General features: G+C 62.8%; 22 protein-coding genes and 1 tRNA gene. 2 read left to right on the top strand and 21 right to left on the bottom strand.

Translation table 11 applies throughout. The features are described 5' to 3' along the window. Window positions 1-11: 11 nt before the first annotated feature. The 6 genes from F2P46_RS28705 to F2P46_RS28680 all read right to left on the bottom strand — a co-directional run bounded on the left by F2P46_RS28705 (window position 12) and on the right by F2P46_RS28680 (window position 5,291). Complete coding sequence (locus F2P46_RS28705) at window positions 12-887, bottom strand: PHB depolymerase family esterase (protein ID WP_166896698.1); 876 nt, start codon at window positions 885-887, stop codon at window positions 12-14. Window positions 888-990: 103 nt separating this feature from the next. After that, complete coding sequence (locus tag F2P46_RS28700; protein ID WP_166896696.1) at window positions 991-2,037, bottom strand: aldo/keto reductase; 1,047 nt, start codon at window positions 2,035-2,037, stop codon at window positions 991-993. Window positions 2,038-2,047: 10 nt separating this feature from the next. Further along, window positions 2,048-3,085, bottom strand: a complete 1,038-nt coding sequence (locus F2P46_RS28695) for a quinone-dependent dihydroorotate dehydrogenase (RefSeq protein ID WP_166896693.1) — start codon at window positions 3,083-3,085, stop codon at window positions 2,048-2,050. Window positions 3,086-3,162: 77 nt separating this feature from the next. Continuing rightward, entirely contained in the window at window positions 3,163-3,891 is a 729-nt protein-coding gene (locus tag F2P46_RS28690) for an arginyltransferase (protein ID WP_166896691.1), read from the bottom strand. Between the two features lie 83 nt (window positions 3,892-3,974). Beyond that, a complete protein-coding gene (aat, locus tag F2P46_RS28685) occupies window positions 3,975-4,703 on the bottom strand; it encodes a leucyl/phenylalanyl-tRNA--protein transferase (protein ID WP_166896689.1) in 729 nt (242 codons plus the stop codon). Between the two features lie 3 nt (window positions 4,704-4,706). Beyond that, window positions 4,707-5,291, bottom strand: a complete 585-nt coding sequence (locus F2P46_RS28680; RefSeq protein WP_166896687.1) for an NUDIX hydrolase — start codon at window positions 5,289-5,291, stop codon at window positions 4,707-4,709. A gap of 181 nt (window positions 5,292-5,472) precedes the next feature. Between F2P46_RS28680 and F2P46_RS28675 the strand changes: the two genes are divergently transcribed. Further along, window positions 5,473-5,549: transfer RNA gene (locus tag F2P46_RS28675), tRNA-Met, on the top strand. Window positions 5,550-5,630: 81 nt separating this feature from the next. Here the strand turns inward: F2P46_RS28675 and F2P46_RS28670 are convergent. The 3 genes from F2P46_RS28670 to F2P46_RS28660 form a co-directional block, all read right to left on the bottom strand. Next, window positions 5,631-6,659 (bottom strand): MerR family transcriptional regulator, encoded by a 1,029-nt coding sequence (locus tag F2P46_RS28670; RefSeq protein ID WP_166896685.1) that lies wholly within the window; start codon window positions 6,657-6,659, stop codon window positions 5,631-5,633. Window positions 6,660-6,723: 64 nt separating this feature from the next. Continuing rightward, window positions 6,724-7,620 (bottom strand): DNA-3-methyladenine glycosylase 2, encoded by an 897-nt coding sequence (locus F2P46_RS28665; RefSeq protein ID WP_166896683.1) that lies wholly within the window; start codon window positions 7,618-7,620, stop codon window positions 6,724-6,726. 146 nt (window positions 7,621-7,766) lie between these two features. Next, complete coding sequence (locus F2P46_RS28660; protein WP_166896682.1) at window positions 7,767-8,774, bottom strand: XdhC family protein; 1,008 nt, start codon at window positions 8,772-8,774, stop codon at window positions 7,767-7,769. A 50-nt stretch (window positions 8,775-8,824) separates the two neighbouring features. Here F2P46_RS28660 and F2P46_RS38335 point away from each other — a divergent pair, with 50 nt between their 5' ends. Next, the gene (locus F2P46_RS38335; protein ID WP_267875896.1) at window positions 8,825-8,959 is read left to right on the top strand and encodes a hypothetical protein; all 135 of its coding nucleotides are present in this window, start codon (window positions 8,825-8,827) and stop codon (window positions 8,957-8,959) included. A gap of 12 nt (window positions 8,960-8,971) precedes the next feature. On the opposite strand, the gene F2P46_RS28655 is transcribed toward F2P46_RS38335, so the two are convergent. From F2P46_RS28655 to F2P46_RS28600, 12 genes are all read right to left on the bottom strand, one after another. Beyond that, window positions 8,972-9,364: a surface-adhesin E family protein gene (locus F2P46_RS28655; RefSeq protein WP_166896680.1), complete on the bottom strand. Its 393-nt coding sequence runs from the start codon at window positions 9,362-9,364 to the stop codon at window positions 8,972-8,974. Next, the gene (locus tag F2P46_RS28650) at window positions 9,361-10,452 is read right to left on the bottom strand and encodes a M48 family metallopeptidase (protein ID WP_166896678.1); all 1,092 of its coding nucleotides are present in this window, start codon (window positions 10,450-10,452) and stop codon (window positions 9,361-9,363) included. Before F2P46_RS28650 ends, F2P46_RS28655 begins: the two co-directional genes overlap by 4 nt. A 12-nt stretch (window positions 10,453-10,464) precedes the next feature. Continuing rightward, entirely contained in the window at window positions 10,465-10,914 is a 450-nt protein-coding gene (gene dut, locus F2P46_RS28645; protein ID WP_166896677.1) for a dUTP diphosphatase, read from the bottom strand. A gap of 14 nt (window positions 10,915-10,928) precedes the next feature. Next, window positions 10,929-12,149, bottom strand: a complete 1,221-nt coding sequence (gene coaBC, locus F2P46_RS28640) for a bifunctional phosphopantothenoylcysteine decarboxylase/phosphopantothenate--cysteine ligase CoaBC (protein ID WP_166896775.1) — start codon at window positions 12,147-12,149, stop codon at window positions 10,929-10,931. 17 nt (window positions 12,150-12,166) lie between these two features. After that, window positions 12,167-12,685, bottom strand: coding sequence for a signal peptidase II (gene lspA / locus F2P46_RS28635; RefSeq protein WP_166896675.1), 519 nt, complete (start codon window positions 12,683-12,685; stop codon window positions 12,167-12,169). Between the two features lie 21 nt (window positions 12,686-12,706). Continuing rightward, the gene (ileS, locus tag F2P46_RS28630; protein WP_166896673.1) at window positions 12,707-15,640 is read right to left on the bottom strand and encodes an isoleucine--tRNA ligase; all 2,934 of its coding nucleotides are present in this window, start codon (window positions 15,638-15,640) and stop codon (window positions 12,707-12,709) included. Between the two features lie 69 nt (window positions 15,641-15,709). Continuing rightward, complete coding sequence (locus F2P46_RS28625) at window positions 15,710-16,681, bottom strand: bifunctional riboflavin kinase/FAD synthetase (RefSeq protein ID WP_166896671.1); 972 nt, start codon at window positions 16,679-16,681, stop codon at window positions 15,710-15,712. 122 nt (window positions 16,682-16,803) lie between these two features. Next, a complete protein-coding gene (locus F2P46_RS28620) occupies window positions 16,804-18,045 on the bottom strand; it encodes a hypothetical protein (protein ID WP_166896669.1) in 1,242 nt (413 codons plus the stop codon). Window positions 18,046-18,112: 67 nt separating this feature from the next. Further along, entirely contained in the window at window positions 18,113-18,541 is a 429-nt protein-coding gene (locus F2P46_RS28615) for a biopolymer transporter ExbD (protein WP_208296815.1), read from the bottom strand. A gap of 78 nt (window positions 18,542-18,619) precedes the next feature. Beyond that, a complete protein-coding gene (locus F2P46_RS28610; protein WP_166896667.1) occupies window positions 18,620-19,060 on the bottom strand; it encodes a biopolymer transporter ExbD in 441 nt (146 codons plus the stop codon). A 6-nt stretch (window positions 19,061-19,066) separates the two neighbouring features. Then, window positions 19,067-20,002: a MotA/TolQ/ExbB proton channel family protein gene (locus F2P46_RS28605; RefSeq protein WP_208296814.1), complete on the bottom strand. Its 936-nt coding sequence runs from the start codon at window positions 20,000-20,002 to the stop codon at window positions 19,067-19,069. Between the two features lie 88 nt (window positions 20,003-20,090). After that, window positions 20,091-20,753 (bottom strand): energy transducer TonB, encoded by a 663-nt coding sequence (locus tag F2P46_RS28600; RefSeq protein WP_166896665.1) that lies wholly within the window; start codon window positions 20,751-20,753, stop codon window positions 20,091-20,093. Window positions 20,754-21,536: the final 783 nt, after the last annotated feature.

Here is a 21,536-nt window from a genome sequence, read left to right as displayed (position 1 = left end):
AGGCGCGGCGCCTATTTGCGGTGCTTGCCCAGGAATTCCCAGATGACGGCATTGGCATCGATATCGCGGCTGGTCCTGCCTAGCGGCAGGCCGACGTTGAAGGCGTCGGCACCGGGCCAGGTATGGCCGCCGTTCCTCACAGTGACCAGCGCCACGCTGATACCGTCGCGGCTTTGTTCCTGGTGCGTCACCTCGGTGTCGTCACGCTTGTCGCTATCGGCCGTGCGCTCGCTCGCGGGAGCGCCATCGACTCCGCTGTTTTTGAGCCAGTAGCGGTGCGACTCGCCGGCGGAGAGATAATGACCGGCCTTGCCCTCGAATGCGACGATCGTGTCGGCCGTGCCGGCGATGTGCATGACCCCGATCCTGGCCGGTTTCGCATGCTGGTCGATGACCGTTTGCGGCGTCGCCGCGCCCACTACAGCCACCGCCGCAAAAAGATGGGGCAGTTCGGTGGCCACCCGCAAGCTGAAAAAGCCGCCGCGCGACAGGCCGGTGGCGTACACGCGGCGCTGGTCGATGCGGTAGTCCACCTTCAGCCTGGCGAGCATCGCTTCGGTAAAACCGATATCGTCGCTGCTCTCCTTGCTGTCGCGCTCCAGGTTGACGTTCCAGTCTTGCTTGATGCCCTGCGGGTACACCACGATAAAGTTTTCGCGCTCGGCGGTCTGGTTCATCCGCGTGTAGAGCATCTGTTCGCGCATGGTCATGCCGCCGCCGTGGTAGTTGATTACGAGCGGGAACTGCTGTTGCGGATTGGTGGCGTACGAGGCGGGCGTGTAGACAATGAATTTTCGCTTCACGTCCTGATGGACCAGCCGCTGTTCCTGCGCCGTGGCGGGAATCGACGCGCAGAAAAAAACGATGAGCGGGAACAGCGATTTCATGGGGCATCCTTGCAGAAGTGGAAAGACCCCAAGGTAAGCCATCGGATGTGAAAACCGTGTGAAGGTGCAGGCGGCGGCCGATGGCCGCCACCCGCCCCCCGGTTTATGCGCCCGGGTTGGTAATGCGCGCGTGGATCGCGTCGATTTCAGCGACTACTTCCGGCGCCAGCGTCACCGACATGGCGTCGATATTTTCCTTCAGCTGCGCCAGGCTGGTCGCCCCGATGATGGTCGAGGCCACGAACCAGCGCGAGTAACACCACGCCAGCGCCATCTGCGCCGGCGTCATGCCGTTGGCGCGCGCCAGGGCCGCGTATTCCTTGACCGCCGCCAGCACCGGCGCGCGCAGGTAACGCGGGCTCCACGACGCCGGAAAAATCGTCAACCGTCCACTGGCCTTGGGGTCGTCCAGGTACTTCGCGCTCAACTGGCCGAACGCCAGCGGGCTGTAGGCCAGCAAACCCACATCTTCGCGAAAGCAGGTTTCGTCCATCAGGCTGGTCTCGAACTTGCGTGCGGTCAGGTTGTACAGGTTCTGCACGCTGGCAATACGCGGCAGGCCGTTCATCTCGGCCTGCTTGACGAATTCGCTCACGCCCCACGCGCTCTCGTTCGACAAGCCGACATGCTTGACCTTGCCGGCGTCGATCAGGTCCTTCAGACCGGCCAGGGTTTCTTCGACGGGAATGGCGGCGCGCTCTTGGGCCGGGTCGAACGCGGTGGCGCCGAAGATCGGCACATTCCGGCTCGGCCAATGCAATTGGTATAAATCGATATGGTCGGTCTGCAGGCGCCGCAGGCTATCTTCCACCGCCGCGCGCAGGCTGGCGGCATCGAGGTTCTGCTTTCCTTCGCGCACCCAGTGCAGGTTCGGATTCGGCCCGGCCGCCTTGGTGGCCAGGATGATCTCGCCGCGCCGGCCGCTCTTTTTGAGCCAGCTGCCGATAAAGCGCTCGGTGTCGCCCTGCGTCTGCGGACGCGGCATGACCGGATACATTTCGGCGGTGTCGACAAAATTGATGCCGCGCTCGAGCGCGTAATCGAGCTGGCTGTGCGCGTCGGTTTCGCTGTTTTGCTCGCCGAAGGTCATGGTGCCGAGGCAGATTTTCGATACTTCGAGCGGGGTGCGTCCGAGCCTGGTCTTGATCATGGTGCGTTCCTTATGGTCGAAGGGCCTGCGCGCATTCGCGGATCAGGCCCGGTCCCTGGTAAATCAGGCCGGTATATAACTGTACCAGCGAGGCGCCCAGATGGATTTTTTCTTTGGCGTCGGCCCCGCGCATGATGCCGCCCACGCCGATAATCGGCACTGCGTCGCCCAGTTCCTGGCGCAGCGCGCGGATCACGATGTTCGACAGCTCGAACACCGGGTCGCCCGAGACGCCGCCGGTTTCCTGGCCGTGTTTCATGCGCTCGACTTCGCGATGACTGAGGGTGGTGTTGGTGGCGATGACGCCGTCGATCTTGTGGCGCAGCAGGGCCCCGGCGATATCCTTGATCTGGTCGCCGTCGACGTCCGGCGCGATCTTGAGCGCCAGCGGCACATAGCGCTTGTGCTGGTCGGCCAGGCGCAGTTGCGCGTCCTTGAGCCGCGCGAGCAGGGCGTCCAGTTCCGACGCGCCCTGCAGCTGGCGCAGGTTGGCGGTATTCGGCGAGGAGATATTGACCGTCACGTAGCTGGCGTATGGGTACACTTTTTCGAGGCAGTGCAGATAGTCGTCGACCGCGTTTTCGATCGGCGTGCTGGCGTTCTTGCCGATGTTTAGGCCAAGCACGCCCTGCTTGTCCTGGTAAAATTTCGAGGCCTGCACGTTGGCGACGAAGGCATCGACCCCGCCATTATTGAAGCCCATGCGGTTGATCACGGCGCGCTTGGCCGGAATGCGGAAAATGCGCGGCTTGGGATTGCCCGGCTGCGGCTTGGGCGTGACGGTGCCGACTTCGATAAAGCCGAAACCGAGGCTTGAGAGGCCGTCGATGTAGGCGCCATCCTTGTCCAGGCCCGCGGCCAGGCCGACCGGGTTGGGGAAGGTAATGCCCATGACGGTGCGCGGATCGGGCGCGGGTTTGCTTAACAGGCCGGTCAGGCCCAGCGCGGCCGCGCTACGCAGGAAGGGCAGGGTGACATTGTGCGCCGTCTCGGGCTTGAGGGTGAACAGCAGGGGACGACCTAAGGCATACAGCAGTTTCTGGGACATGGAGTGCTCGGGTTGGTGCGGGTGCCGGCATTTTACCGTGCGCCGGGGCTGGCCGCTCACTGCCCATCCACAAGCGGTTAGCGATCGAGCAGGCTCCAGATGCCGTCGATGCGCGCTTCGAGCGGCCGGAAGTTGATCTTGTAGGCCATCTTGGGACTTTGCTCGATCCAGTATCCGAGATACACGAACGGCAGTTTCAGTTCGCTGGCCTGGGCGATCTGCCACAGCACGTTGTAGGTGCCGAAGGAGGCGCCTGGCACGTCGGGGTCGAAAAACGTGTACACCGACGACAGGCCGTCCGACAGCACGTCGATGATCGAGACCATGCGCAGCACGCCCTCGCCATCGCGGAATTCCACCAGGCGCGTGTTGACGCGGCTTTGCAGCAGGAACTGGGCGTACTGGTCGCGGCTGTCCTGGTCCATGCCGCCGCCGACGTGGCGCGTGGTCTGGTAGCGCAGGTAAAGCGCGTAGTGTTCGTCCGAAAAACTCAGGTTGGCGACGGTGGCCAGCAGCGCCGCGTGGCGCGTCCAGGCGCGCCGCTGGCCGCGGCTGGGGGCAAATTCGGCGGCGCGCACGCGCACCGGAATGCAGGCGTTGCAGCCGTCGCAGTAAGGGCGATAGGTGAAGATGCCGCTGCGCCGGAAGCCGTTCTTGACCAGTTCGGAGTAGACGTCGGCGTTGATCAGGTGCGAAGGGGTGGCCACTTGCGAGCGCGCCTGCCGGGCGTCGAGATAGCTGCACGGGTAGGGCGCTGTGGTGTAGAACTGCAGCGTCGAGAAAGGCAGGTCGTTTAAGTGCGTCATGCAGTCGCTTTCGATACGGCGTGGTTGCGAACGGTGGCCCTGGTTGCTTCCTTCGGTTCTATTGTAGCCAAACTTTACGCTGTTTACGGCATCTGTGTAAATGGCGAGCCCGGTTTCCATTGTGCGATGCCGGGCTTGGCGATCGCGTCGCGCAAATGCGCCAAAAAGGCGGTGCGCGTGATCGGCGCCGCGCCCAGCGACGCCAGGTGGCCGGTCTCCTGCTGGCAGTCGATCATGGCCACGCCGTGGCGGCGCAAAAAGGCGACCAGGAAGGCCAGCGCGATCTTGGAACCGTCGGTCACGCGCGCGAACATCGATTCGCCGTAGAACATGCGGCCGATGCACACGCCATAGGCGCCGCCAACCAGTTCGCCATCGAGCCACAGTTCCGACGAGTGGGCGTAACCCATCGCGTGCAGGCCGCTGTAGCCTGCGACGATGTCGTCCGAAATCCAGGTGCCCGGCCCATCCTTGCGCGGGGCGGCGCAGGCGCGCATCACGTCCCCGAAAGCGCTGTCGAAGCGCACCTGCCAGCGTCCGCCTTCTTCCATGCTGCGCTCGACCCGGCGCAGGGCCTTGCGCAGACTGTTGCTGATGCGAAAATCCTCAGTCATCAGCACCATGCGCGGATCGGTGCTCCACCAGAGGATGGGCTGGCCTTCGGAAAACCAGGGAAAGATGCCGTGGCGGTAGGCGCTCAGCAGGCGCTCGGGGGACAGGTCGGCCCCGGCCGCCAGCAGGCCCGGCGCGTCGGAGGTGAGCGCTGCGGCGACGTCGGGAAACGGCGAATCGGTCTCAAGCCAGGGAATCATGGCTTATTCGGGATCGCTGGCAATGCGCATCGCCCGCACCACGTCGTGCGTGTGGAAGCCGAAGCCGCCGCCGTCGCGCATGCGGGCGCAATCGGCGAAAAACAGTTCCAGGGTGGTGCGGATGGTGGGGAAGGCCAGGTCGTCCCACGGAATCTCGTGCTCGGCGAACATGCGCGCATCCAGGCTTTCGATGCCGGGCGCAAAGTCCAGGCTGCGCAGGCGGGCCAGGTAGAACAGATGGACCTGGTGCACCTGGGCTACATTAAGCAGGCTGAACAAGTTGCCGATCTCGATATCGGCGCCGGCTTCCTCTTCGGTTTCGCGAACTGCGGCCTCGGCGGTGGTTTCATCGTTTTCCATGAAGCCGGCCGGCAAGGTCCAGAAGCCGTGGCGCGGTTCGATCGCACGCTTGCACAGCAGCACGCGCACTTCTTCGCCCTCCGGTTGCCATACAGGAATGGAGCCGACGACGAGCTTGGGGTTCTGGTAGTGGATCGCCGCGCATTGCTTGCACACATAGCGGGGGCGGTTGTCGCCCTCCGGGATGAGCAGGTCGACGGGATGGGCGCATTCGGAACAAAATTTCATAGTCAAATGGGAAGAATGATTTTCGCTTACTGTACACCGATTGCAGGCCGGATGCCGTGCGCGCGGGGCGTAAAAGCGTGCTGACGCCCCTGCGCCCGCGTTTGGTTTAGAGCTATCGCACATCTTGATTGGATTAATATTGCCTAATTCTGAAAAGGCCCCTATAATAGCTACATACAGACGCGGGGTGGAGCAGTCTGGCAGCTCGTCGGGCTCATAACCCGAAGGTCACAGGTTCAAATCCTGTCCCCGCAACCAAACACAGCAAGCCGCTGATTCTCTTACAGGAATCAGCGGCTTTCGCTTTTGCGGACAGCACTTTCAGTGCTTGCGCTCGGCTCAGGAATGCTGGTGCATGGCCGCCATGGCTTGCCCGATGAACGCCTTCATCTCATCGGTGATCCAGCTGCCGATCATCAGCAGCGGTTCCTTTTCGTAAGCGGTGCGGATTTTCGCATGCGTGGCGGGATCGTCGCCGGCGAACGACTGGGATAAATCGATCCATTCGCGCATCAACTGTCGCACCGGCGGATCGTCCGGGGCCGCGCCGTCCGCGATGGCCTTGCGCACCCGCGCGATCAGCGCCGGCCACTCGTCCATGCGCAGGCGATAGTGCGCATCCATGTACGCGAACTCCGCGGGCGAGACGTATTTTTTGAACATCGCCAGGCGCGACTGGGTGAACGCTTCCTTCAAAAACGCCTCCACCTCCGGTGTGATGCCGTTCTGCTCGCGCAGCGCCGGTTCGCGCGCCTGCATGGCGAGGATGCGCACCATGATGTCCGGGTCGCCGTTGGTGTCGCGCTCCAACTTCAACATCCATTCCTGCGACAGCAATTGCGCGGCAGGGCTTGATGTCGGCGTGCCGGCGGCGATCATTTGCTTGAAGCGCGCCACCATCGCATCCCACTCGGCGATGCAGGCGGCGTCGCCGGCGAAAAACGGCAGCTGTTTCAGTTCTTCTTTTGAAAAATAGGTATCGTACATGGTCATTAACTCCAAAGTGGTCAGCCACGCGGCCAGGTCCGGCTCCACCCCGGCATCGAGTTCGCCCTGCAGCGTTGTCAGCTGCGCGCGCAAGATGCCGGCCCGGTCGATCTGGCGGGTCAGCGCGGTGATCTGCTGCTCCACGATGCCCGACAGGTTGGAGCCCGGATTGGCCAGGAAGGTTCCGATGTCGGCCAGCGACACGCCAAAGCGGCGCAGCGCCTGCACCTGGTGCAGGCGGGCGATATCGTCGCGGTTGTACAGGCGGTAGCCGGCCTCGGAACGCGCCGAAGGACAGAGCAAGCCAATGGCGTCGTAATGATGGAGCGCGCGTACCGTCAATCCTGACCGTTTCGCCAGCTCGCCTACTTTCAACTTCATCGAATCGCTCCTTGTCTTCATGCGTGAACACAGTCTGGAGTCTGACGTGGCGTCAGGGTCAAGCTTATTCGCCGGCGTCGGTTTGCGGGCGCGGATGCAGGCTGGCCCACAAATGGGCCGCCGCCATGGTCCGGTGCGGCGCGTAGTGCGCCAGCAGGGCTTCGGTGCGCGCCATGTCCGGCTTGGCGTCTTCGCCCAGCAGGTGCTGCAAGGCCGCACGGATCGCAACGTCGCCATGCAGCGAGCAGTCGGGATAGCCGTAGCCGCGCAGCAGTGCGTAGTTGACAGTCCACGGGCCGATGCCTTTGACGGCCAGCAGCGCCGCCGCGACGCTTGCCGCGTCCTGCTGGCGATCGAGCGTTAGTGCGCCGCTGTCGACCAGCTGCGCCAGGCGCAGCAAGGTGTCGGCCTTCGAGCGCGAGAATTTGCGGGTGGTCAGGGCGTCCGCATCGAGGCGCGCCGCATCGCGCGCTTCGGGGTAGCACCACAAGCCGCTGCTGTGCTGGCGGCCGGCCTGCAAGATGAACGCGCGGCGCAGTGCGATGGCAAAGGTCAGGTTGATTTGCTGGCCGATGATGGCCCAGGTCAGCGCCTCGAAAATCGTGGCCGACTGCACGATGCGCAAGCCCGGCTGGCGCTGTACCACGGGTCCGAGCAGCGGGTCGGCCGCCACTGCGGCTACGAACGGCGCAGGGTCGATCCGCAGCGCCAGGATGTTGAGCAGGGCGTCGTCGACCTGGCGCACGTCGCCTGGCGTGAGCGCGCCGTCGGCATGGACCGAGCACAATGCGGCGTCGGGGCCGAGGGCGATGTCGAGCAGCACCGGCACGCCGCCGATCATTACGCCCTTGCGGATGCGCGCCGGCGTCACCTGTTCGGCCACGCCTTCCGGGTCGCGGCTGTGGAAGACGAGGATGTCGGCGCTGCGGTAACCTGGCGGAAGAGAAATCGACGTTTGCACGGTGCGGCCCTATTTGCTGTTGGGAGAGGGCGCAACGATAGCACGCGATCCGAATGGCGTGAACCCGGTGACCCGCACCCGGTGACCCGCACCCGGTGACCCGCACCGGCCGCGTGCGGAAAAGCCGCTTGTTGCTATTGAATCAGCTACACCGCGCACACCTCGGTGCTGGCCGGTTCCAGCGCCGCCGCATGGCGCACCTGCAGTTCGGCCGGCACGCCGTTCTTGATGGCGGTGAGCTCCGCGAGAATCGAAATCGCAATCTCGGACGGCGTCTTGCTGCCGATGTAGAGGCCAATCGGCCCGTGCAGGCGCGCCAGCTGCTCGTCCGACAGGTCGAATTGCTTGAGTCGCTCGCGCCGTTTGGCGTTGTTCAGGCGCGAGCCGATCGCGCCCACGTAAAAGGCGTCGGACTTAAGTGCCTCCATCAGCGCCAGGTCGTCCAGCTTGGGGTCGTGCGTGAGCGCCACCACGGCGCTGCGGTGATCGAGGTGCGATTCGAGCACCAGGTCGTCGGGCATCATGTGCACCAGCTGCACGCCCGGCAGATTCCAGCCGGCGCGGTATTCTTCGCGCGGGTCGCACACGGTGACGTAGTAATCCATCGCCGTGGCGATCTGCGCTAAAAAGCGCGAGAGCTGCCCCGCGCCGATGATAAACAGGCGCCAGCGCGGGCCGTGAATCGTGGTCAGCACGCCGTCCGCCAGCAATTGCACGGCGCCCGACTGCGCCGTCGCCAGGGTGACCGCGCCGCTGGCCAGGTCGAGCCGGCGCGCCAGCAGTTCGTGCGCTTCCAGGCGCGCCAGCAATTCGTCGATGGCGCTGTCGTGCGACAGCGGCTCGATCGCCAGTTCGATGGTGCCGCCGCAGGGCAGGCCGAATCGATGCGCTTCGTCGGCGCTGATGCCGTAGCTGACCACTTCGGGTACCGCGCGCGTGATGCCGTGCCGGCGCACGCGCTCGATCAGGTCATCTTCGATGCAGCCGCCCGAGACCGAGCCGACCACGCGGCCGTCGTCGCAGATGGCGAGCGTAGCGCCGATCGGGCGCGGGCTCGAGCCCCAGGTCTTGATCACGGTGATCAATTCGCAGCGGTGACCGGCGGCGATCCACGCCGAGGCGGTCTTTAATACTTCCAGGTCTATGCTGTCCATTGAATCGAATATACTGGCGCTCCTGAATCGAGCACATGATGGGTGGGAAGATGAGCAATGATACAAAAAATGACGATGGTTCGCCGAAGTTCGGCCGTTTGCTGATCGTCCTCGTTGGGGTGGTGGTGTTTTGCGGCGTGCTGACCTGGATCATGGGGACGTACTTCCCGAATTTTCCAGGCTGAAAATGCGCGGTTTTACTTCCTGCGCCTGCAGATGACCTGCAGCGCGCCGTCCGACACGCTGTCGGGCACGATGTCTTCCGGTGCGAATTTTTCGTACTTGAAGCTTTGCGAAACCGGCCCCTTGCCCATCGCCTCGGCGTAGTACACCTGGCTGAGCAAGGTGGTGGTGCGGTTCGCGCATGAATACAGGTGCAACGCCTTCATCGACAGGTAGGGCGTGCCTTCGGGCGTGGCCTGCTCTTTCGCGTACGACACCAGCGACCACACCTTGTAGCTCTTGTCGCTCCTGATGATGCTGCTCTTGTCGATGAACGAGACGCTGCCCGCGGCCGAACCCACTTTGATCCACTGCGCCGCCTGCGCGAGCAATGGCAGCATCAGGCAGGCGAGCAGCAGTTTTTTCATGGCGCGATGGTCTTCTTGGCGGCGTGCTTGGACTTGATGTCGGCCGTGGCCTTGTCGATCGCGGCCAGGCGCGGGGCAGTGCCGGGGTGGTTGGCGACGTAGCCGTTCAACACCGTGGCCGGATAGGTCGAGGCCAGGCGCTTCCAGAACGCCGGCGCGCCATCGATGCTCACGCCGGCGCGCGCCAGCAGGTACATGCTCAGGTGGTCGGCGGCGGCGTCGAGTTCCGGCGGCATGGCCTTGATGCCGCCGGTGCCGATCAACATCGAGGTATCTGGCCGCACGTTGGTCAGGTTGTCGATGATGCTGCCGATGGTGCCGACGCTGCGCTGCGACGTGGCGTGTCCGAGAATGTTGTGCGCCATGCCCTTGGCCAGCAGGTAGGCGACCTCCTCGTCGTTTTTCGCGAATTGCAGCATGCCGCGCGTAACCATGACGCGCGAACCGTCGGCATACGAGTTGACGTTATCCGCATTTCCCAGTTCGATCGCAAAACCGCAGGCGCGCGTGACCGGCACGGTGAGCTCGCGGGTCTTGTCGTCACGCTCGATCTGCAGCGCCAGGCTGGCCTGTTTGGCGACCAGGGGACCGAACACGGAACCGACTGTGCTCGACGCGTTGGGGCCGACCGGCAGTGCCTTGCCGCTGGCCGAAATGAGGTTGTCGCCACGGCGCAGTCCGGCGCGCGCGGCGCCGCTGCCGGCCAGTACGCCGGTCACCTGCAGGCGCTCGCCCATGCCGAAGGCGATCTGCGCGGCCTCGTTGTACTCGCCCGGATACCAGTAACGGTTGCGCGCGGTGAAGCCGAGCAGGTTGCGCGTGGACGACTTGCACAGGTCCGTATTGTTAATCAGGAGCGGGGCGGCGATGCGGTACAGGCGTTCCTGCAGGCCCGCCATTTTGGTCAGCGCTTCGGCGGCGGCGGCCATGCGCGGCGTGAGCGCGCGCACCGGCGCCTCGACCGGCTGCTGCGGCATGGGGACCGTGGGAGTGGCATCAGGGGCTGGCCCGGTCGTCTCGCAAGCCGACAACATGAATGCCAGGCAGATTACCGGCACAGCCGGAAGCAGACCAGTGAAACGGGCCATAGGAGTCTCCAATTAGTGTTTGCCGGTGCTGCCGAAACCGCCGGCACCGCGTTCGCTTGTGTCGAAATCGTCGACGATGTTGAATCCGACCTGGACCACCGGCACCACGATCAGTTGCGCCAGGCGCTCCATGGGGTTGAGCGTGAAGGCGTTCTGGCCACGGTTCCAGGTCGATACCATCAGTTGTCCCTGATAGTCGGAGTCGATCAAGCCTACCAGATTCCCCAGCACGATGCCGTTCTTGTGCCCCATGCCGCTGCGCGGCAGGATCATGGCGGCGTAACCGGGGTCGCTCACGTGAATCGCCAGCCCGGTGGGAATGAGCACGGTGGCGCCGGCTTCGATGGTAATCGGCTGGTCGATGCAGGCGCGCAGATCGAGGCCGGCGCTGCCCGGCGTGGCGTAGGCCGGCAGCTGGTCTTTCATGCGTGGGTCGAGGATTTTGACGTCAATGGTTTTCATGGTGCGGTTACTTTTTACTTGAGCAGGGAGCGCTGTTCGATGCGCCTTGCGATTTCTGAAATCAGCTGGCGCGCCAGGGTGAGCTTGTCGGCGCGCGGCAGTACGGTGTGGCCAGTGTCGTCGAACAGCATGATGCTGTTCTCGTCCTGGCCGAAGGTGTGGTGGCCGATATTGCCGACCAAAAGAGGAATGCCCTTTTTTTCGCGCTTGACGGCGCCGTATTCTTCCAGGCGCTCCGATTCGGCGGCAAAACCCACGCAGTAAGGCCAGCCCGATACCGAGGTGGTGGCGGCGACCGACGCGAGGATGTCGGGATTCTGTTCGAACTCCAGGGTCGGCGTGGCGCCGTCGTCCTGCTTTTTCATTTTTTGCGTGCTGGCGTTGGACACGCGCCAGTCGGCCACCGCGGCCACGCTGATGAACACGTGCTGGCCGCCGACGGCGTTCATCACGGCGTCGTGCATCTGGCGCGCGCTTTGCACGTCGGTGCGGCGCACCCCGTGCGGCGTTGCCAGCGCGGTCGGGCCGGAGATCAGCGTGACCTCGGCGCCGGCCTCGCGCGCGGCGCGGGCAATGGCGTAACCCATTTTACCGGACGACAGGTTGGTGATGCCGCGTACCGGGTCGATCGCTTCAAAAGTCGGTCCGGCGGTGATCAGGACGCGCTTGCCGGCCAATACCTTGAGCTGGAACGAGGCGATGACTTCGTCGAGCAGTTCGGCCGGCTCGAGCATGCGGCCCAGGCCCGTTTCGCCGCAGGCTTGTTCGCCGGCGGCCGGGCCGAAGATCTTGATGCCGTCGGCGCGCAGCTGGGCGGCGTTGCGGCGGGTGGCGGGGTTTTCCCACATCTCGACATTCATGGCCGGCGCCACCAGCAGCGGCACGCGTTGCGGGCGCGCCAGGCACAAGGTCGAGAGCAGGTCGTCGCATACCCCGTGCGCCAGCTTGCGCATGAAGTCGGCCGAGCAGGGCGCGATCAGGATCGCATCGGCCGCGCGGGTCAGGTCGATATGGGCCATGTTGTTGGGCACGCGCGGATCCCACTGGTCGGTGTGGACCGGATGGCCGGACAAGGCTTGCATGGTCACGGCGGTGATGAAGTGGGTGGCGGCGTCGGTCATGACCACCTGCACCGAGGCGCCCTGCTTGATCAGCGCGCGGCACAGGTCCGCCGCCTTGTAGCAGGCCACCCCGCCGGACAGGCCGAGGACGATCTTCTTACCTTGCAGGTCCATCGTCATGGGCCGTCTCCTTATTGCCGGTTCACGCGGCGCAGCTCGTCGAAGACGAACAGCGCGGCGCCGACGCAGATGGCGCTGTCGGCGACGTTAAAGGCCGGGAAGTGGCCGAAGGTGGCGATGTGGAAGTCGAGGAAGTCGACCACATGACCATACGCCAGGCGATCGATGGCGTTGCCGATGGCGCCACCCATGATCAGCGCGAGCGCCCAGCAGAACAGGCGCTGGCCGGCATGGCGCTTCAACATGTACAAGATGAAGCCGACCGCGATGACCGCCACGCCGGTGAAGAAGTAGCGCTGCCACCCGGGCTGGCTGTTTAGGAAGCCGAAGGCGGCTCCCTTGTTATAGGCCAGCACCAGGTTGAAGAAGGAGGTGATGACCTTCTCTTCGCCGAACACGAAGGTTTTCTGGATCGCGATCTTGGTCAACTGATCGATCAGGATCACGATGGCGGCGATGCCCAGCCAGGGCATCATGCCGGAACCGCCTTGCGGCGAGGACGAGAACAGCTGTTTCTTTTTGGTGGCCATGGGTCGGTTTCTTCTTTTTGTTTATGCGAAGGCGCGCTTCTCGCCGCTGCCGAACAAATTGCTGAAGCAGCGGCCGCACAGGCCCGCGTGCTCGGCGTGGCTGCCGACGTCGGCGCGATAATGCCAGCAACGCTCGCATTTCGGCGCACCGGAGGCGGCTACCTCGATTGCTTCGGCGGCTTCGTCGGCCACGTCGCTCACCTTGGCCTGCGAGGTGATGAAGACGAATTTGAGGTCGTCGTCCAGGCTCGCCAGCAGGCGGTATTTGTCGCCGCTGGCCTTGATGGTCAGCTCGGCCTGCAGCGACGAACCGATGGCGCCGGAGACGCGCAATTCTTCGAGCTGCTTGGTGACGTCGGTGCGCACCGCGCGCAGAAGCGTGTACTTGTCCAGCAGGGCGGCGCCGTCGGCCACTTGCGGCAGGGTCCAGAAGGTCTGCGTGAAGATGGTCTCGTCGCTGGCGGCGAAGGCATCGGCGTCGGCAAACACGGCCCACGCTTCTTCGGCGGTAAAACTGAGCATCGGCGCCATCACGCGCAGCAGGCTTTGCGTGATGTGCCACAGCGCGGTCTGGGCCGAACGGCGCGCCGGCGAATCGACGGCGGACGTGTACAGGCGGTCCTTGAGGATGTCCAGGTAAAAGCCGCCCAGGTCTTCCGAGCAGTAGTTCTGCAGCTTGGAGACGACCGGGTGGAATTCGTAGCGCTCGTAGTGGCTGGCGATGTCGTTTTGCAGCGCACCCATGGCGGCGATCGCATAGCGGTCGATTTCCAGCAGGTCGGCCGTGGGCAGCGCGTGCTTCGCGTGGTCGAAGTCGGAGGTGTTCGCCAGCAGGAAGCGCAAGGTGTTGCGGATGCGGCGATACGATTCGGTCACGCGCTTCAAGATCTCTTCGGAGATCGACAACTCGCCCGTGTAGTCGGTCGAGGCGACCCACAGGCGCAGGATGTCGGCGCCGAGGGTATCGGAGATTTTTTGCGGCGCCATCGTGTTACCGAGCGACTTGGACATCTTCTTGCCCTCGGCGTCGACCGTGAAGCCGTGCGTGAGCAGGGCTTTGTACGGCGGGCAGCCATTGAGCATCGAGGACGTCAGCAGCGACGAATGGAACCAGCCGCGGTGCTGGTCCGAGCCTTCCAGGTACAGGTCGGCCGGGAAGTGCGACTGGGCCGCGTGCGAGCCGCGCAACACCGTCTGGTGGGTGCAGCCGGAATCGAACCAGACGTCGAGCGTATCCTTGTTCTTGACGTACATGTCGGCTTCAATACCGAGCAGGTCTTTCGGCTCGATGGTGAGCCAGGCGTCGATGCCGCGCTCTTCGAACATTTTTGCGATCTGTTCCAGCAGTTCGGGCGTGCGCGGATGCAGCTGGCCGGTTTCTTTGTGCAGGAAGAAGGCCATCGGCACACCCCACTGGCGCTGGCGCGACAGGGTCCAGTCGGGACGATTTTCGATCATGCCGTGCAGGCGCGCCTGGCCCCAGTCGGGGAAGAAGCGCGTTTCGGTAATGCCCTTCAAGGCGGTTTCGCGCAGGGTCGGTCCGCCGTCTTTTGGTGTCACGTCCATGCCGGCGAACCACTGCGAGGTGGCGCGGTAGACGATCGGGGTTTTATGACGCCAGCAGTGCATGTAGCTGTGGTCGAACATCTTCACTTCGAACAGGGCGCCGGCGGCGGTGAGCGCCGCGCAGATCGGCTTCGACGCTTCCCAGATGGTCATGCCGCCGAACAGCGGCAGGGTCGACGCGAAGCGGCCGTCGCCCATGACGGGGGTCAGGATTTCGTCATCCTTCATGCCGTGCGCTTTGCACGAGATGAAGTCGTCCAGGCCGTAGGCCGGCGCCGAGTGAACCACGCCGGTGCCGCTTTCGGTGGTGACGTAATCAGCCATGTAGACCGGCGAGAGGCGGTCAAAAAAGGCGTCGGATGCGTGCAGCGGGTGCTTGAAGGCGATGCCGTCGAACGCGGCGCCCAGGCAGGTGGCGATGACTTTGCCTTCGAGCTTGTAGCGCGCCAGGCACGATTCGGCCAGGTCGGCGGCCAGGATCAGCAGCAGCGGCTTGCCGCCCTTCGTGGTTTCGACCAGCGCGTACGTTACTTCCGGATTGACGTTGAGCGCCTGGTTGGACGGAATGGTCCACGGCGTGGTGGTCCAGATGACGATAAAGCCGTCACCGGCCGGCAGCGCCGCCAGGCCAAAGGCGGCGGCCAGCTTCTCGTGTTGGGTGACGGCGAAGCCGACGTCGATGGCCGGGTCGCGCTTGTCCTGGTATTCGACTTCCGCTTCGGCCAGGGCCGAGCCGCAATCGAAGCACCAGTTCACCGGTTTGAGGCCACGGTACACATAACCTTTGTCGAGCAGGGCGCCGAGCGAGCGCAGTTCGTCCGCCTCGTTACGGAAGTCCATGGTCAGGTACGGATTGTCCCATTCACCGAGCACACCGAGGCGAATGAAGCCGGCGCGCTGGCGGTCGACCTGTTCGAGCGCGTAGGCGCGCGCCTTGGTCAGCACGTCGGCGGTCGGCAGGTTTTTGCCGTGCAGTTTCTCGATCTGGATTTCGATCGGCATGCCGTGGCAATCCCAGCCCGGCACATACGGCGCGTCGAAACCGGCGATGCCGCGCGACTTGACGACCATGTCTTTCAAGATCTTGTTGACGGCGTGGCCGAGGTGGATATCGCCGTTGGCGTACGGCGGGCCGTCGTGCAGCACGAACATCGGACGGCCCTTGGCCGCCTTGCGTACGCGCTCGTAGATTTTTTTGTCCTGCCATTGCTTGACCCAGCCCGGCTCGCGCTTGGCCAGGTCGCCACGCATCGGGAACGGGGTGTCGGTCATGTTGACCGGGTATTTGCTCACCGGCTTGCCTTCTTTTTTAGGACCCTTGGGGGCTTGCTGGCCTTGCGGGTTTTGCTGCTGCTGCTCTGGTTTGCTGGTTTGGCTATTGTCGGACATATTTTTCTTCAAAGAGGTGTATCTGGGTGTCTTGGATCGTGACGCTCTGCTGCGTTCAAGCGGGCGGCGTCAAATTCGGTCTAGGGCGGTGAGGGCCGCGGCGCGCCGGGCGAACCAGGCGCGCGCCTGCTCGCTGTCGCGCGTGATCGCGGCGGTCAAGGTGGCCAGGTCGGTGTACTTTTCTTCGTCGCGGATCTTTTCGAGGAATTCGACACGCACCATCTTGCCGTAGCAGGACTGGGCGAAGTCGAACACATGCACCTCGAGCAGCACGCGGCCGCTGTCGTCGACGGTGGGGCGCACGCCCAGGCTGGCCACGGCCGGCAGCGGCACGGGCCCGAGGCCATGCACCTGGACGATGAAAATGCCGGACAGGGCAGGGCGGTGCGCCACGCGCAAATTCAAGGTCGGAAAGCCGAGCGTGCGGCCCAGCTTGGCGCCGTGGATCACATGGCCCGACATGGCGTACGGGTGGCCGAGCAGCTGGCCGGCCTGCTCGAAGTCGCCCGCGGCCAGCGCCGTGCGCACGGCCGACGAGGAGATGCGCTGGGCGCCGTGCATCACGGTGGGCAGCGTCTCGACATGAAAGCCGTGGCGCTTGCCCGCTTCGATCAGCATGGCGACCGTGCCGGCGCGCCGCGCGCCGTAGCAGAAGTCGTCGCCGACCATCAGCCACTTGACGTGCAGGCCCTCGACCAGCACGCGCTCGACGAAATCGTCGGGCGAGATGGCGGCGAAATGTTCGTTAAAGTGTTCGACGATGACGCGGTCGATGCCGGCGTTCGAGAGCGATTGCAGCTTGTCGCGCAGGTTGGCGATGCGGTTCGGCGCGCGCGACAGGTCGCCGGCGCGGCGCGCGAAAAATTCGCGTGGATGCGGCTCGAACGTCATCACGGCCGCTTCCAGTCCCAGGTCGGAGGCGGCAGCGCACACGCGCGCCAACAATGCCTGGTGACCGCGATGGACACCGTCAAAGTTACCGATCGTCAGTGCGCAGGGCGCGCGCGCCCTGTCGTTGGGAAGTCCGCGAAAAACCTTCATAGAGTGCTCTTGGGATGTCTGTCATGAATAATCGAAATAGCGATTATACGTTCAAAGCTAAAAAGCGCTGCCTGCAAGATGCAGACAGCGCTTTTTAGGAGACTACGGAATCGCGGTGACGATCAAGCCATTGGATGGTTGATGGCCATGATCCAGTAGCGTGCCAGTTCGGCCGTGCCGTCCTTGCCGCCCACCGATTTGAGGGTGGTGATGGCTTTGGCTTTCTGGCCGGCGGCGGCGTAAGCCTGGCCGAGGCGCAGCTTGGCGTCGTCAGGACGCTTGAGGCCACCGGCGGCGATGGCTTTTTCCATCATCGCCAGGCCTTTTTCGGCCTGGCCGGCTTGCACCATGCCGTAGCCCAGGCTCACCAGGCCATCGTTATCGACGGCTTTTTGCAGCGCTGCCTCGGTCGTGGCGATGTTCTTGTTGAACTCGGCCAGGTTCTTGTCGGCCAGGTCTTTCAGGCGCTGGTGACGCGGCGCATCGGCGCCCACACCCAGGATGCCTGCCTTGTAGCCTTTTTCGACGATCTTGACCGCTTCGGCAGGGGCGCCGTCGCGCAGGACCAGCTGGGCCAGCTCCATGTACTCGCTCGGCTTTTTGAGCAGGTTGTTGGCCAGTTGCAGGCGCGAGACGTCGACGCGCAGGCGGTCGGCGAAACCAGGCTTGCTGACGATACGGTTCAGCAGGTCGGCCCAGTAGCTTGCCTTCGGATAGTGGGCGGCCAGTTTTTCGATGGTTTCCACATAGCCGACTTTGTCGCCGCTCTTGTTCTGCAGATTGGCCATCATTTGCAGCGGTTCTTCCGGCGGCGTGCGGCCGGATTTGTCGTAGGCGGCCAGATCCGACTTGAGCAGCCTGGTGGCTTCGGCGGTGTTACCCATCGACATGTAATTCTGGATCAGGTAAGCGCGCAGCTTCGGATCGTCGCGGTCTTTCAGCGATTTCTGGATGGCGGCGTTGGCCTTGCCGAATTCCTTGGCGCGCATGTAAATGCCGATCAAGCCTTCGGAAAAATTAGCGCGTTCGCTGGCGGACAGTTTGCCCGAGTCGATCAGTTTTTCGAAGGAGCGGGCGGCGGTATCGTAGTCGCCGGCGGTCGAGGCGGCGGCGGCGCGCACGCGTTCGATCAGGTATTGCTCATTCGCGGTGGGGTTTTTGCTGTCGAGCTTGCGCAGTTCGTTCAGCGCGTCTTTCGCGCGTCCGGCTTGCATCATTTTCTGGGCGGCCTGCAAAGGACCACCGATTTCCGCGCGCACCGCTTCTGCTGCATAGGCAGTGGACAGTCCGACGACGGGCGTTGCTGCGGTAAAGCCAAGAGCGGCCATGGCGAGGCCGAGATGTGCGAGACGAAACTTGATCATTGGGACTCTTTCAATCAAAAGCGAAACGGCAGGATTACCCTGCCGTATCGTCAATTAGCAATAGCGCTTATTGGAACTGTTCGTTACCAACCATACCAATCTTTTTCACACCGAGGCGCTGGGCAGTTGCCATCACGCCGGCAACATACTTGTACTCAACCAGCTTGTTGGGGCGCAGGTGCACTTCCGGCTGGTCAGCCATGGCGGCGACGGCATTCATCTTCGCTTCCAGGTCCGAGCGGTTGGCGATGACTGCGTTGTCCCACAAAATCGTGCCGTCGAAGTCGACGTCGATCGTGATGACCACAGGCGGCGCCGGCGGTGTCGAAGCAGGACCGACAGGCATGTTCAGATTGACCGCATGGTTTTGTTTCGGAATCGTGATGATCAACATGATAATCAAGACCAACATTACGTCGATCAAGGGAGTCATGTTCATTTCCATCATTGGTTCCGGATCCGCGCCTGCGGCGGGAGAACCGACACTCATACTCATGATGTTTCCTTTTCTAATGTTGGAACCGGCAGGGCGCGGGACCGGTGCCGCTGGTCCCGCGCCCTGCTCAAGGAAGGCTTAGCGGGTGCCGCCAGTTTTATCTGGTGGTTCCGTAATGAAGCCGACCTTTTGAATCCCAGCACGCTGTGCCGTGAACATCACCTTGCCGATGAACTCGTAACGCGTCTGTTGATCGCCGCGAACATGGACTTCAGGCTGCGGCATCTTCACGGCTTCCTTCTTCAGGAACTCGAACAGCTCGGTCGTATCGTTCAGACGGGTCTGGTTCCAGTACATGTCGCCTTCTTTATTGACGACGATGTTCACCGTGGTTGGCTTAGGTTTCAATGCCTGGTTGGTTTCCGAAGGCAACGCGATCTTTTGCAGCTTCAGAACCACCGGGCTCGTAATCAAGAAGATAATCAGCAGAACCAACATGATGTCGACAAGCGGCGTCGTGTTGATTTCTGACATGACTGCATCTTCTTCTCCGCTATCGGAGCCGACGCTCATGGACATGGTGAATTATCCGATCTTTTTAGCGCCGGCAGCACGGCCAGCTTCGCTGGTCGACATCGCACCCGAAATCAGGACCGAGTGAACGTCGGCGCTGAACGAGCGGACATCTTCCATGGCCGACTTGTTACGGCGAACCAGCCAGTTGTAACCCAGAACCGCAGGAACCGCAACGAACAGACCGAACGCGGTCATGATCAGTGCTTCACCAACTGGACCTGCGACTTTGTCGATCGATGCGTTACCCGACATACCGATGGCGGTCAGTGCATTGTAGATACCCCACACCGTACCGAACAGTCCGATAAACGGTGCGGTCGAACCAACGGTTGCCAGGAACGACAGGCCGTCTTGCAAACGTGATTGAACTTTGTCAACAGCGCGCTGGATCGACATCGTCACCCAGGTCGACAGGTCGATCTGCTCAAGCAGGGCGCCGTCGTGGTGATTGGTTGCCTTGGTGCCGGTTTCAGCGATGAAGCGGAATGGGCTGCCTTCTTTCAGGGTAGCCGAACCAGCAGCGATCGACGATGCTTTCCAGAACTTGGCCTGGGCTTCTTTCGATTGCTTGAAGATTTTAGCCTGGTCGATCAGTTTGGTGATCAGGATGTACCACGAACCCATGGACATCAGCGACAGGATGATCAGCGTGCCTTTGGAAACGAAGTCGCCTTCGGCCCACAGTGCTTCGATACCGTACGGGTTGTGAACCGCTTCTTTTTCGCCTTCTTTGACTGCTGGAGCTGCCGGAGCATCTGCTGCCGGCGCTGCTGGAGCAGCTGCTTCCGGAGCTGGAGCTGGAGCTGGAGCCGCTGCGTCTGCCGCAGGGGCTGCCGCTGGAGCAGGAGCGTCAGCGAAAGCTGGTGCGGAGACCAGCGCCGAAGCTGCTGTAACCGAGAACAGGACAGCCGCCAGTGCAGCGGACAAACGGGTATTCTTAAACATGCTTCCTCCAAATTTATAAAATAATCAGTTCGCTGAACATAATGACAACGAAAATCACAGTAGTGAGACTAAACTGCCGCCTCGGTTCTTAATCCAGCGTCCAGACGTATTGCATTTGCATCCACGCTTGTTCCGGCTTGCCATCAACCATGGTTGGCTTGAACTTGCATTTCCCGATGCCTTCTTTCGCCGCTTTGTCCAGGGCGCTGAAGCCGCTCGACTTGACGATTTTCGAATCGGCGACGCGACCGTCGGTACCGATCAGGAAAGACAGGGTAACCGTGCCGGTTTCTTCGTTACGCAAGGAAGCTTTTGGGAACTCCGGTTTTGCGCAAGTGTTGAAATCGGCGACCGCAGCGACGCGGACCGGATTCGGGTTGGCCGGCGCCGGTGGTGCTGGCGGCGCAGGAGGCGCTGGAGGGCGCAGTTCCGTCGTGGCCGGCTTGACATTGGTCGCCGCGGCGATCGTGTTCTGCACCGGTGGCGGCTGCTGTACGTTGACTTCGACCGGCGGAATGAACGGAGGCGGAGGCGCCTTCATTTCAGGCGGCGGCGGCGGTGGCGGAACATCCGGTGGAGGAGGCGGTTTGACCTCTTCGACAATCTTGGTTTCCACTGCTTCAGCCATTTTAGTGACCATGCGGGTACCCAGACCGCTTACGATCCCCCAAGCCACCAACGCGTGAATAGCAATGACGACCGCAATGCCAGTGAAATTCTTCCCGGGGTTCTTATCATGCGAAAAATTCATGCCTGCTTTCTCCAATACCAACTCTTTTTGTTGCTACTAAACCCACAAAACACGACAAGACCTTGAGCCGCATCCGGGACGTCGGCGAATTATACCTACGAATTCTTTTTTTACCATACATTTTTACGGCTCCAAACCGGTGCGATTCGGAGTGTGAAAACGATTGTCAAAAGCCTCGCTAGAGCCATGACCTGCATCTTCCGGCAAAAAAAGCAATACTAAGATGCTACATTATTTGATGGGCATGTTAAAACGTACAAAATGCAGGGAGCAATGGATTGAACCCGTTGTTTCTTACACTTTGCTGACACTGCGCCAAATAACATTCGACCCCGCCGTGGCGATTATGCTAACTATAGCTAGTTTCAGTCATGGGGGACGTACTGTTGAAAGCCACGGTTGCGCATCCGGGAACTTGCTGTCGAAAGGCTGGCTGCGCAGCGCCTGAATAGTCGTCATCGGGGGGATGCCGGGCTGGTCGGGCGCGCCAAGCTATGCGCCTGGCTAATGACTGTCATCACGTCAGCAATATAGCATATAGATGCGCGCGTACCAGTCTTTTTTGCGCGGACATGGACGATTCTGTTGCGCTCATCTGGTAGGGCCGGGTGGGGGGGCCGGGGGGGGGCGGGGGGGGCGGGGGGGGGGGGGGGGCGCGCGGGGGGGGGGGCGGGGGGGGGGGGGGGGGGGGGGGGGCGGGGGGCGGGGGGGGGGGGGGGGGGGGGGGGGGGGGGGGGGGGGGGGGGGCGGGGGGGGGGGGGCGGGGGGGGGGGGGGGGGGGGG

The sequence above is a fragment of the Massilia sp. CCM 8734 genome, assembly GCF_011682155.1.
Taxonomy (GTDB): Bacteria; Pseudomonadota; Gammaproteobacteria; order Burkholderiales; family Burkholderiaceae_D; genus Telluria_A; species Telluria_A rubra.
This window is presented reverse-complemented; position numbering and strand designations above follow the sequence as displayed.

What these genes read in the sequence shown, in the direction of transcription:
- F2P46_RS28695 (WP_166896693.1), bottom strand. Translation starts at nt 3,085, where the DNA reads ATGTCCCAGAAACTGCTGTATGCCTTAGGTCGTCCCCTGCTGTTCACC.
- F2P46_RS28650 (WP_166896678.1), bottom strand. Translation starts at nt 10,452, where the DNA reads ATGGCCCGTTTCACTGGTCTGCTTCCGGCTGTGCCGGTAATCTGCCTG.
- F2P46_RS28620 (WP_166896669.1), bottom strand. Translation starts at nt 18,045, where the DNA reads ATGATCAAGTTTCGTCTCGCACATCTCGGCCTCGCCATGGCCGCTCTT.
- F2P46_RS38335 (WP_267875896.1), top strand. Translation starts at nt 8,825, where the DNA reads ATGAGCAATGATACAAAAAATGACGATGGTTCGCCGAAGTTCGGCCGT.
- F2P46_RS28660 (WP_166896682.1), bottom strand. Translation starts at nt 8,774, where the DNA reads ATGGACAGCATAGACCTGGAAGTATTAAAGACCGCCTCGGCGTGGATC.
- coaBC (WP_166896775.1), bottom strand. Translation starts at nt 12,149, where the DNA reads ATGGACCTGCAAGGTAAGAAGATCGTCCTCGGCCTGTCCGGCGGGGTG.
- F2P46_RS28690 (WP_166896691.1), bottom strand. Translation starts at nt 3,891, where the DNA reads ATGACGCACTTAAACGACCTGCCTTTCTCGACGCTGCAGTTCTACACC.
- ileS (WP_166896673.1), bottom strand. Translation starts at nt 15,640, where the DNA reads ATGTCCGACAATAGCCAAACCAGCAAACCAGAGCAGCAGCAGCAAAAC.
- F2P46_RS28670 (WP_166896685.1), bottom strand. Translation starts at nt 6,659, where the DNA reads ATGAAGTTGAAAGTAGGCGAGCTGGCGAAACGGTCAGGATTGACGGTA.
- aat (WP_166896689.1), bottom strand. Translation starts at nt 4,703, where the DNA reads ATGATTCCCTGGCTTGAGACCGATTCGCCGTTTCCCGACGTCGCCGCA.
- F2P46_RS28705 (WP_166896698.1), bottom strand. Translation starts at nt 887, where the DNA reads ATGAAATCGCTGTTCCCGCTCATCGTTTTTTTCTGCGCGTCGATTCCC.
- F2P46_RS28605 (WP_208296814.1), bottom strand. Translation starts at nt 20,002, where the DNA reads ATGTTTAAGAATACCCGTTTGTCCGCTGCACTGGCGGCTGTCCTGTTC.
- dut (WP_166896677.1), bottom strand. Translation starts at nt 10,914, where the DNA reads ATGAAAACCATTGACGTCAAAATCCTCGACCCACGCATGAAAGACCAG.
- F2P46_RS28610 (WP_166896667.1), bottom strand. Translation starts at nt 19,060, where the DNA reads ATGTCCATGAGCGTCGGCTCCGATAGCGGAGAAGAAGATGCAGTCATG.
- lspA (WP_166896675.1), bottom strand. Translation starts at nt 12,685, where the DNA reads ATGGCCACCAAAAAGAAACAGCTGTTCTCGTCCTCGCCGCAAGGCGGT.
- F2P46_RS28680 (WP_166896687.1), bottom strand. Translation starts at nt 5,291, where the DNA reads ATGAAATTTTGTTCCGAATGCGCCCATCCCGTCGACCTGCTCATCCCG.
- F2P46_RS28625 (WP_166896671.1), bottom strand. Translation starts at nt 16,681, where the DNA reads ATGAAGGTTTTTCGCGGACTTCCCAACGACAGGGCGCGCGCGCCCTGC.
- F2P46_RS28615 (WP_208296815.1), bottom strand. Translation starts at nt 18,541, where the DNA reads ATGAGTATGAGTGTCGGTTCTCCCGCCGCAGGCGCGGATCCGGAACCA.
- F2P46_RS28600 (WP_166896665.1), bottom strand. Translation starts at nt 20,753, where the DNA reads ATGAATTTTTCGCATGATAAGAACCCCGGGAAGAATTTCACTGGCATT.
- F2P46_RS28655 (WP_166896680.1), bottom strand. Translation starts at nt 9,364, where the DNA reads ATGAAAAAACTGCTGCTCGCCTGCCTGATGCTGCCATTGCTCGCGCAG.
- F2P46_RS28700 (WP_166896696.1), bottom strand. Translation starts at nt 2,037, where the DNA reads ATGATCAAGACCAGGCTCGGACGCACCCCGCTCGAAGTATCGAAAATC.